General features: G+C 65.1%; 7 protein-coding genes. 2 read left to right on the plus strand and 5 right to left on the minus strand.

Annotation, left to right across the window (positions count from 1 at the left end; all coding sequences use genetic code 11):
- Positions 1-8: 8 nt before the first annotated feature.
- Both WBQ44_RS17880 and WBQ44_RS17885 read right to left on the minus strand, forming a co-directional pair.
- On the minus strand, positions 9-971 hold the full coding sequence (locus tag WBQ44_RS17880; RefSeq protein ID WP_495568015.1) for a M56 family metallopeptidase: 963 nt from the start codon (positions 969-971) through the stop codon (positions 9-11).
- Between the two features lie 24 nt (positions 972-995).
- Entirely contained in the window at positions 996-1,412 is a 417-nt protein-coding gene (locus tag WBQ44_RS17885) for a BlaI/MecI/CopY family transcriptional regulator (RefSeq protein ID WP_495568016.1), read from the minus strand.
- A 157-nt stretch (positions 1,413-1,569) separates the two neighbouring features.
- On the opposite strand from WBQ44_RS17885, the gene WBQ44_RS17890 reads away from it, so the two are divergent.
- Together WBQ44_RS17890 and WBQ44_RS17895 are read left to right on the plus strand one after the other, a co-directional pair.
- Entirely contained in the window at positions 1,570-2,895 is a 1,326-nt protein-coding gene (locus WBQ44_RS17890) for an alpha/beta hydrolase (RefSeq protein WP_495568017.1), read from the plus strand.
- A 113-nt stretch (positions 2,896-3,008) separates the two neighbouring features.
- The gene (locus tag WBQ44_RS17895) at positions 3,009-5,537 is read left to right on the plus strand and encodes a rhomboid family intramembrane serine protease (RefSeq protein WP_495568020.1); all 2,529 of its coding nucleotides are present in this window, start codon (positions 3,009-3,011) and stop codon (positions 5,535-5,537) included.
- Here WBQ44_RS17895 and WBQ44_RS17900 read toward each other — a convergent pair.
- The 3 genes from WBQ44_RS17900 to WBQ44_RS17910 all read right to left on the minus strand — a co-directional run.
- On the minus strand, positions 5,534-6,403 hold the full coding sequence (locus tag WBQ44_RS17900) for an ABC transporter ATP-binding protein (protein WP_495568018.1): 870 nt from the start codon (positions 6,401-6,403) through the stop codon (positions 5,534-5,536). The two genes, WBQ44_RS17895 and WBQ44_RS17900, sit on opposite strands and share 4 nt — an antisense overlap.
- On the minus strand, positions 6,400-7,497 hold the full coding sequence (locus WBQ44_RS17905; protein WP_495568021.1) for a FecCD family ABC transporter permease: 1,098 nt from the start codon (positions 7,495-7,497) through the stop codon (positions 6,400-6,402). The genes WBQ44_RS17900 and WBQ44_RS17905 overlap by 4 nt, the downstream gene beginning before the upstream one ends.
- A gap of 2 nt (positions 7,498-7,499) precedes the next feature.
- The coding region (locus WBQ44_RS17910) for a FecCD family ABC transporter permease (protein WP_495568019.1) at positions 7,500-8,533 on the minus strand (1,034 nt) is incomplete at its 5' end.

Below are 8,533 nucleotides of genomic sequence, written 5' to 3' on the forward strand. Positions count from 1 at the left end.
CGACGTGCCTAATGCAAGCCGAACAGGCGGCTGAGCTCGACGAGCCAGGGCATCGCGACGAAAATGGTGGGCCCAACGAGTATCACGGCGGCAGTGGCGTAGGCCGCGACGCTGGTGCGCACGTCACTTCGTGGCCCGGCAAGACGTTTGACGCGGATGAGTGTGCTGGGCCCACCTGCAGCAAGCGCACCGCGAGGCGCGGTGGAGCCGGCGCAGGTGACCAGCGCGCGAGCAAGGGGAGTCGGCCCGGTGACTTTGACGGCCGAATCGTCGGCGAGGAGTTCGACGAGCAGGTGAACGCTGCCCAGGGCGGACTTGCTACGGACGATGCGCGGGAAGGCTTCGTTGACTGCAGTGAACGCCTCGAGCACGAGGTCGTGACGCGATCTGAGGTGCGATCGCTCGTGACTGAGGATCGCTTTGATCTCGGAGCTGTCCAGGTTGGTGAGCGCGCCTTCGCTCAGCACCACTCGCTGCCGCAATCCTGGGAGGCAGTACGCGATGGGTTCGACGGTGTCGAGGACCCGTACGTCGGCGTCGCGAATGCCAGGAAACGGTCGACCGCTGTCACTACTGCGGTCGAGCAGGTCGACGAGGATTCGGTGGCGGGCGCGTCTGCGACGTGTGCGGACGGCGACCTGAACGACGGAGAACATCAGCTTCGCTCCGATGCTCAGGGTGATCGCGAGAACTATCACGTAGAACAGCCAGAGCGGAAGACCCAATGCATCGATCTCGTCGGTCGGCGAGGTGGTGGGTCGGCCGTCGGGGCCGGGAACCAGAAGCAGACCGCCGATCGCCAAGCCCGAGCTGAACGCGGAGAATACCGCTGCCACAGCGATTGCCTGCCACAGCACCAACGCGGCTCTCGGGGCGCGGTACGGCCACGTCGCACGGCTCAGGAACGCAGGAACCGGCCCGGTCAACAACAGGGCAAGTATCGCGAATACCAGCGCGGTGGTGGAGATCATTTCCTCACTAACCGAGGGCAGGGGTCATTCCGGTTGTCGATTCTCGACGGGGTCGGGGGAACGCCCGTCCGATTGTGCCACCTCGAGGGCTGCGAGAGCTTCGCGGAGGGCCGCAGCTTCGTCTGCCCCGACCCGACCCACGAAGTGAACGAGCGCAGCAGCCCGACCGCCGGACTCGGGTGCCTGAGCGAGAGCGTCCACCATCAGGCTGGCGACCAGTTCGTCTCTCCCGTTCAACGGAACGTACCGATGCGCCCGATCGTCACGCTGCTGGACAACGAGCTTCTTCTTCGCGAGCCGCTGGAGAACGGTCATCACGGTCGTGTAGGCCAGTTCGCGGTGAGCGGCGAGCGACTCGTGCACCTGCCGAACGGTCTGCGGTTCCGATGAATCCCACAAGTGATCCATCACTGCACGTTCGAGTTCGCCTAGACCTGCCATTTCGACGATTCTACTGGTACTCCGACACAAATGCGTACTACTCGCAGTAGTACGAATGTCCTGTTCGTTGTGGGATTCGTCATAAAGTCCCCGGACTCGATTCGGCCACGCTCACGTAGTTCGGGTTCCGAGGTGCCTATCCTGCACTCATGCCAACATGCTGTGGCTTTCGAGGCGTCCGGTGAACGCGGTCACCTCACTCTCGCTCACGAGCGAGACGACGTCGCTCGTCACTGCGCTGTTGGGCGTCGCCGGCGTGTTGTGGCTGCTGGTCTGTCGTGCCCGCTGGTACGCTGCGCGCGCTCTTCCCCTGTCGCTCCTTACCGCCGCGGCTGTGACGTGCGCACTGTATTTCGTCGTCGAGAAAGTCTGGCGACCGTTCCCGGACCCGATCGAGCCGATGATCTACGTCTGGGTCGGCGTCGGTATCGCAGCGTTACTACTCGTGGTGCCGCGGATGCTTGCCGCGACAGGATTGTTCGGCAGGGCAGTCTCGATCGTCGCGGGGCTGCTGGTGATCGTCGCCGCAGCAGCGCAGGTCAATCTCGTCTTCTCGGCGTATCCGACGGTGGGAACGCTGGTGGGCGTCGAAGACGCCGACCGCATCGACCTCGCCGACATTCCCGGGCGCACGAGCGATGTCGTCACCGGCGATCCGCTCGAAGCAGCGTGGAATGCTCCGGCATCCATGCCGACCGGCGGCAAGGTGACGTCGGTGTCGATTCCTCCGACCGCGTCGAACTTTCAGGCCCGCCCGGCTCAGGTGTATCTACCGCCCGCCTATTTCGCCGACCCTCGACCACTACTCCCGGTACTCGTCCTACTAGCCGGTCAGCCGGGGGCGCCCGAGGATTGGTTGAACGGGGGAATGCTCGTCGACACCATGGACCGCTTCGCTGGTGAACACCATGGACTCGCCCCCGTGGTGGTCGTCGCCGACGGTACCGGATCAGCGCTCGCCAACCCGCTGTGTGTCGATTCCACCCTCGGCAACGTCGACACCTACCTTTCACAAGACGTGCCTCGATGGATCGACTCGACGCTGCAGGTGAACAGTGATCACCGCAGCTGGATCATCGGGGGCCTGTCGTACGGCGGCACGTGCTCGATCCAATTGGCGACCAATCACCCGGACATCTACCCGAATTTCCTCGACCTGTCCGGTCAGATCGAACCCACTCTCGGTGACCGTGATCGCACGGTGTCCGAAGCGTTCGGTGGCGACGATGCGGCCTTCACCGCCGTCAATCCGATGGACCTGTTGAAGTCCAGGCAGTACCCGGAATCGGCCGGCGCGTTCGTGGTCGGCGCGGACGACAACGATTACCAGCCTGGGCAACAGGCGATGTTCGCGGCAGCGCAGGCGGCCGGAATGACCGTGCGCTACCTGGAAGTACCGGGCGGACACAGTTTCGCCGTCTGGTCGGAAGGACTGAGGCAGCAACTGCCCTGGTTGATGCAGAGAGTGGGAATGATCGCGTGAACGACACCGCCCCGGAGATCATCGCTGCCGAGCAGTCGGAACCAACCTGGTTGGACAGGCGCCGTACTTCGAGCCGGGCGCTCGCGCAGAAGTCCACTCGACAGCTCGCTCGCCTGCGAGCACTGGTGGTGTTCGGGGTCAAGGGCGCCCCGGTCAGTCTGGGCTTGTTCGTTGTGGTCACGATTCTCGGCGTACTCGGACTCGTCATCGGGGCGAGATTTCTGCATCACGACCTCGCGGTCGGCGTCGTGCCGTTCGAAGAACTCCGACTCTGGACGGTGATCACAGCCGGCCTTGTTGCGCCCGGATGGGTGGGATACCTGGTCTTCGTGGTTGCTCTGTTTCTCGCAGCGGCACCCATCGAACGGAGGATTGGGTCCCGCAAATTCGCCGTGGCCGCTCTTGCAACGCAGGTCTTGGGTGGTCTCCTCGGTCTCGCCGTGGCTGCCCTCGTGCGCATGTTCGACGCCGACTGGGGGTTTCGACTGCACCTCGGTACAGCGGTCGGGCCGACGACCTGGATCGTCGGCGTCGTCATGGTCGCGAGTTCCCGAATGGACACGCTGTGGCGACGTCGCGTCCGGGTGGGACTGTTCGCCCTCCTGATCACCCTGGCGCTCTTCGGCGGGCATCTCGAAGATGTGGTGCGGTTTGCAGCGGGTGTCGTGGGGTTGGCGCTGGGACCGTTGCTGATCGGCCGTTCCGCGCGCGGCACGAGGCTCGCAGGCACCCGGCGCGAAGGTCGCGTTCTGGTGGCGCTGATCGTCGCGGCGACTGCGCTCGGCCCCGTGCTCGCTGCCCTGCGGCCCGACGCCGTAGGACCCTTCGCCGTGTTGCGCGACGTGATCAGCGGTGTTCCGTACACCGCAGACGAAGTACGAGAAATCTGCGCGGCCTCGCCGACGGGCCCCGATTGCAGAACTGGGCTACTCGAACTACGTCTCGGCGGAGTCGGACCGACCATTCTCTCGCTGATGCCCTCGGTGTTTCTTCTGTTCCTGGCCGACGGATTGCGGCGGGGTCGGCGATTCGCCTGGATCGCCACCGTCGCCGCACAGGTCGTGTTGCTGCTCTTGTCGGTGGCCAACTACGCCATCAGATTCCTCGACGCAGGCGACGACGACTCCGTGTTCTACGGCTTGCAGACGCCGACCGCGTACCGGACGATCGTGCCGTTTCTGCTGCCGCTGGCAGTGCTCGTCGTACTCGTGCGGACGCGCAGATACTTCGACGTGTCTGCGCCGCGAGGGACGTACCGCCGTTTCGGCCTGTCCGCGCTGGGTGTCGGCGTCGGTCTCGCTGCCGTGTACGTGCTGGGCGGTCTGATCGGTCGCAACGGTTTCGACAGTCGTCCGGGCGCTGCCACTCTGCTAGCCGACTTTCCCCAGCGACTGATTCCCCCGGTGTATCTGCAGTGGACAGAACCTGCGCTCCTTCCGGACAGCGTGTTCACCACACTGCTGTTCGAGTGGACGGGTGTCGTGTTCTGGGTGGCACTGTGTTTGCTGCTCTTCGGCACCTTCTCGACCACGACGGCGGGCGCAGATGCCGATGTCCGCACGCGTGCACGCGAGGTCCTGATGTCGACCGGCGGAAGTGCGCTGTCATGGATGACCACGTGGAAGGGAAACACGTACTGGTTCGCGCCGGGAGGTGACGGTTTCGTCGCCTACCGCGTGATCTCCGGCGTCGCGCTGACAACGGGGGACCCGGTCGGGCCGTCAAACCGGCTCAGGGACAACGTGATCGGCTTCGCGGAGTTCGCGTCGTCGAACGGCTGGATCCCATGCTTCTATTCGGTGACACCCGCTGTCCGGCGCATCACAGACGACATCGGGTGGGGCGGAATTCAAGTGGGGGAGGAGACCGTCCTCGATCTCGCGGACCTTGCGTTCACCGGCAAACGTTTCCAAGATGTCCGCACGGCGCTCAATCGTGCGAAGAAGGCAGGCATCGCCGCCGAGTGGGTGCGCTTTCCCGATGCGCCTCTCGCCATCACGGATCAGATCACGGCGATCTCCGAGGAATGGGTTGCGGACAAGGGGATGCCCGAGATGGGGTTCACCCTGGGCGGTCTCGAGGAGGTCGACGATGCGCACGTCCGCTGTCTGATCGCGGTGGACGAGAACCGGACGGTGCACGGCGTGACGTCGTGGATGCCTGTGTACGAGAATGGCGTCGTCGTGGGCTGGACGCTCGATTTCATGCGCCGCCGCTCCGAGGGCTTCAGGCCGGCCATGGAATTTCTGATCGCTTCCGCAGCACTTCTCCTTCAGGAGGAGGGAGTTCGCTTCCTCAGCCTCTCGGGTGCGCCGCTCGCCAAGGTGGACGAGGATCGTCGGTCGGCCGGCGGATCGGCGTCGGAGCCGTCGGACGCCGATATTGCCGCCGCCGAAGTTACGTTCTCGCTGGTGCTCGAGCGGTTGCTCGACGTTCTGGGTCGAACACTCGAGCCCGTCTACGGCTTCCGGTCGTTGCTCGCATTCAAATCGAAGTTCCAACCCCGCTACGAGCCCATGCACATGACGTTCGCAGACCCCGCGGCCCTGCCGAGCATCGGCAACGCGGTGGGACGGGCGTATCTGCCGGACGTGTCCGTGGGCCAGGGCGTCCGCCTGGTTCGGACGATGATCGAACGCTAGTTCTCGGTGCCCGTCACAGACACGTCGGCGAGGACGGGACGAGCCGGGCCGCCGACGGATCCATACACGTGGCGAGTGCCGATCGGAACGATCAACGGGCGATCCGAGACGGGATCGTCGATGACTCTGGCTTCGAGTCCGAACACGTCGAGCAGCAGTTCCTCCGAGATGATGTCCTGCGGGCGGCCCGATCCGACGATCTTGCCCTGGGACATGACGATCAGCTGGTCGCTGTAGCGCACGGCGAGGTTGAGATCGTGGAGGACCATGACCACGGTACGACCGAGTTCTTCGTGCAATCTGTCGACGAGATCGAGCACCTCCATCGAGTGCGCCAGATCGAGGTACGTTGTCGGCTCGTCGAGAAGAAGAATGTCCGTGCCCTGTGCCAGGGCCATCGAAATCCATGCGCGCTGGCGTTGTCCACCCGACAGCTCGTCGACGGGACGATCCGCTAGGTCGCCGACGCCGGTCAGCTCGAGCGCGTTGGCCACTTCCGACTCGTCGTCGGAGCTCCACTGCCGGATCCACGACTGATGTGGGTGCCGGCCACGCGACACCAGATCGCCGACGGTCAGGCCTTCGGGAGCCGTCGGCGCTTGGGGGAGCATGCCGAGAACTCGCGCGACATCCTTCGTTCGCATCCCCGAGATGGCTTTGCCGTCGAGGACGACCTTGCCGTGCTTGGGCTTCAACAGGCGGCCGAGCGAACGCAGCAGCGTGCTCTTGCCGCAGCCGTTCGGTCCGATCACTGTGGTGATGACTCCAGTGTGCACCTGGAGGTCGAGATTCTCGATGATGGTTCGATCGCCGTACCCGAGGGTCAGATTGTGCGCGACGAGACGTGACGGATGAATGGCGGTCATGCGGAGACCTTTCGGTTACTGCGAACGAGCAGGTACAGCAGGAACGGGCCGCCGAGTGTGGACGTCACGATTCCCACCGGTAGCTCGACGGGGAGGATCGTGCGTGCGATGAGGTCGCTGCCCACGACGAGCAAGCCGCCCATGACGGCGGAGGCGATGATAGGTGGGCCGGGCGTACGCAGGAGGCGGAGTGCGATCTGGGGCGCAGCGAGAGCGACGAAGCCGATCGGGCCTGCGGCCGCGGTTGCGATGGCCGCGAGCGCCACCGAGGCGAGCAACAGCGATGCCTGACCGTGCTGTAGTCGCACTCCCAACGAGCGCGCATTGTCGTCGCCCAGTCGGAGCGCGCCGAGAGTGAACGTGGAGGCGACGGTGATGCCGCCGACGACGACGATCGCGAACAGTACCGGCCACACCGTGGACCAGTCGGCACCGTTGAGCGAGCCGTTGAGCCACAACTGGGCACGGGACACGTCGTTGATGTCTGCGCTGATGAGCAGCCAACCGATCGCGGCGGTGAGCATGGCGTTGATGGCGATACCGACGAGAATGAGCCGGAAGCCCTCGACGCCGCGTTTCCAGGCGAGCGCGTAGATGACCACGGCAGTGGCAACACCGCCGATGAGCGCCGCGATCGGAAGACCGACGGTGGCGAGTACACCGGCGAAGGTCCCCCCGCCGAGAACTATGAGTGCTACCGCGGCGGCGCTGGCTCCGGCCGTGATGCCAAGGATGTCCGGACTTGCCAGCGCGTTGCGCGAGATCGATTGGGTGACTGCCCCGGACATTCCGAGGGCCATGCCGACCAGCAGACCGGTGAGCGATCGGGGGAGTCGGAGGTCCATCACGATGAAGCGATCGATGCGGGACCCGCCGCCGAAGAGCACGTCGACGACCTGAGGAATGGACAGCGGGAAGTCTCCGCGACCGATGTTGATGCAGACCACGAGGAACAGTGCGGCGACCATGATCAGGGTGGTGAGCACCATGAAGGGGCGCCTGACGAACGAGACCGGCCCTACCCGGAATGCGGGGCGGGACGGGACCGACTTCGGCCCGGCCTCGGGTGCGGGCACGGCGGGCCCGGTGTGCACGGTCACAGGCTTGCCAACTTCCGACGACGGACCAGCGCGATGAAGAAGGGCGCGCCGAAGAGGGCGAGAACGATTCCGACCTGCAGTTCGCCCGGGCGGACGACGACGCGGCCGATCACGTCGGCGATCATCAACATGACGCCGCCCATCAGGCCCGCATAGGGAACCAGCCACCGGTAGTCCGGGCCGGTGACGACGCGGGCTACGTGGGGAACGACGAGGCCGATGAACGCAATCGGACCGCAGGCGGCGGTCGCCGCGCCGGTCAACAGGGTGATGGCCAGGATGCCGATCGTCCGGGAGAGGGCAATGTTGGTTCCGAGAGATCGTGCGACGTCCTCACCGAGGCTCATCACGTTGAGACCCGGGGTGCTGGCCAATGCGATGAGCACTCCGATGACGAGGAACGGCAGTACCTGCCACAGCACATCGAGCCCACGCCCGGCGACCGAACCGACCGACCAGAACCGATATCCGTCGAGGCTGGTCTGGTCGAGGAGGACGACCGCGTTGGTCATCGCGGTGAGAAAGAATGCCACCGCGGCGCCGGCGAGAGCAAGGTTGAGTGGGTTGGCTCGACCGTTGCCGATGGACGACAATCCGAACACGACGATGCTGGCCAGCGCGGACCCGGCGAATGCGAACCACAGGTACTGACTGGGCGAGGTGAAGCGAAACAGATAGATGCCGAGGACGACCAGGAAGGCCGCGCCCGCATTGAGCCCGAGTAGGCCCGCGTCGGCGAGGGGATTGCGGGTGTGTCCCTGAATGAGTGCGCCCGCTATACCGAGGGCGATGCCGACGACGAGCGCCAACAGTGTGCGCGGGACTCGTAGCGTGCGAACGATGATGTCGGTATCGGTGCCCGACGCTGCGAACAGGGCATGCCCGATCTCGTCGAACGTCAGTGGGCGTGCGCCGATGGCAATGCTGGCGAGGATGGCGGCGGCGAGGGCGATTGCCAGTACGCCGAGTCCGAGGACTCGGCGTCGGCGAATGCCGGAGACGGAGTTGTCGCGGGGAACGGGAGTGAACA

This window comes from Rhodococcus sp. (in: high G+C Gram-positive bacteria) (genome assembly GCF_049591685.1).
Classification (GTDB): Bacteria; Actinomycetota; Actinomycetes; order Mycobacteriales; family Mycobacteriaceae; genus Rhodococcoides.

Excerpts from the sequence above, each read along its gene's own strand:
- WBQ44_RS17900 (WP_495568018.1), bottom strand. The coding sequence starts at position 6,403 with ATGACCGCCATTCATCCGTCACGTCTCGTCGCGCACAATCTGACCCTC.
- WBQ44_RS17885 (WP_495568016.1), bottom strand. The coding sequence starts at position 1,412 with ATGGCAGGTCTAGGCGAACTCGAACGTGCAGTGATGGATCACTTGTGG.
- WBQ44_RS17880 (WP_495568015.1), bottom strand. The coding sequence starts at position 971 with ATGATCTCCACCACCGCGCTGGTATTCGCGATACTTGCCCTGTTGTTG.
- WBQ44_RS17890 (WP_495568017.1), top strand. The coding sequence starts at position 1,570 with ATGCTGTGGCTTTCGAGGCGTCCGGTGAACGCGGTCACCTCACTCTCG.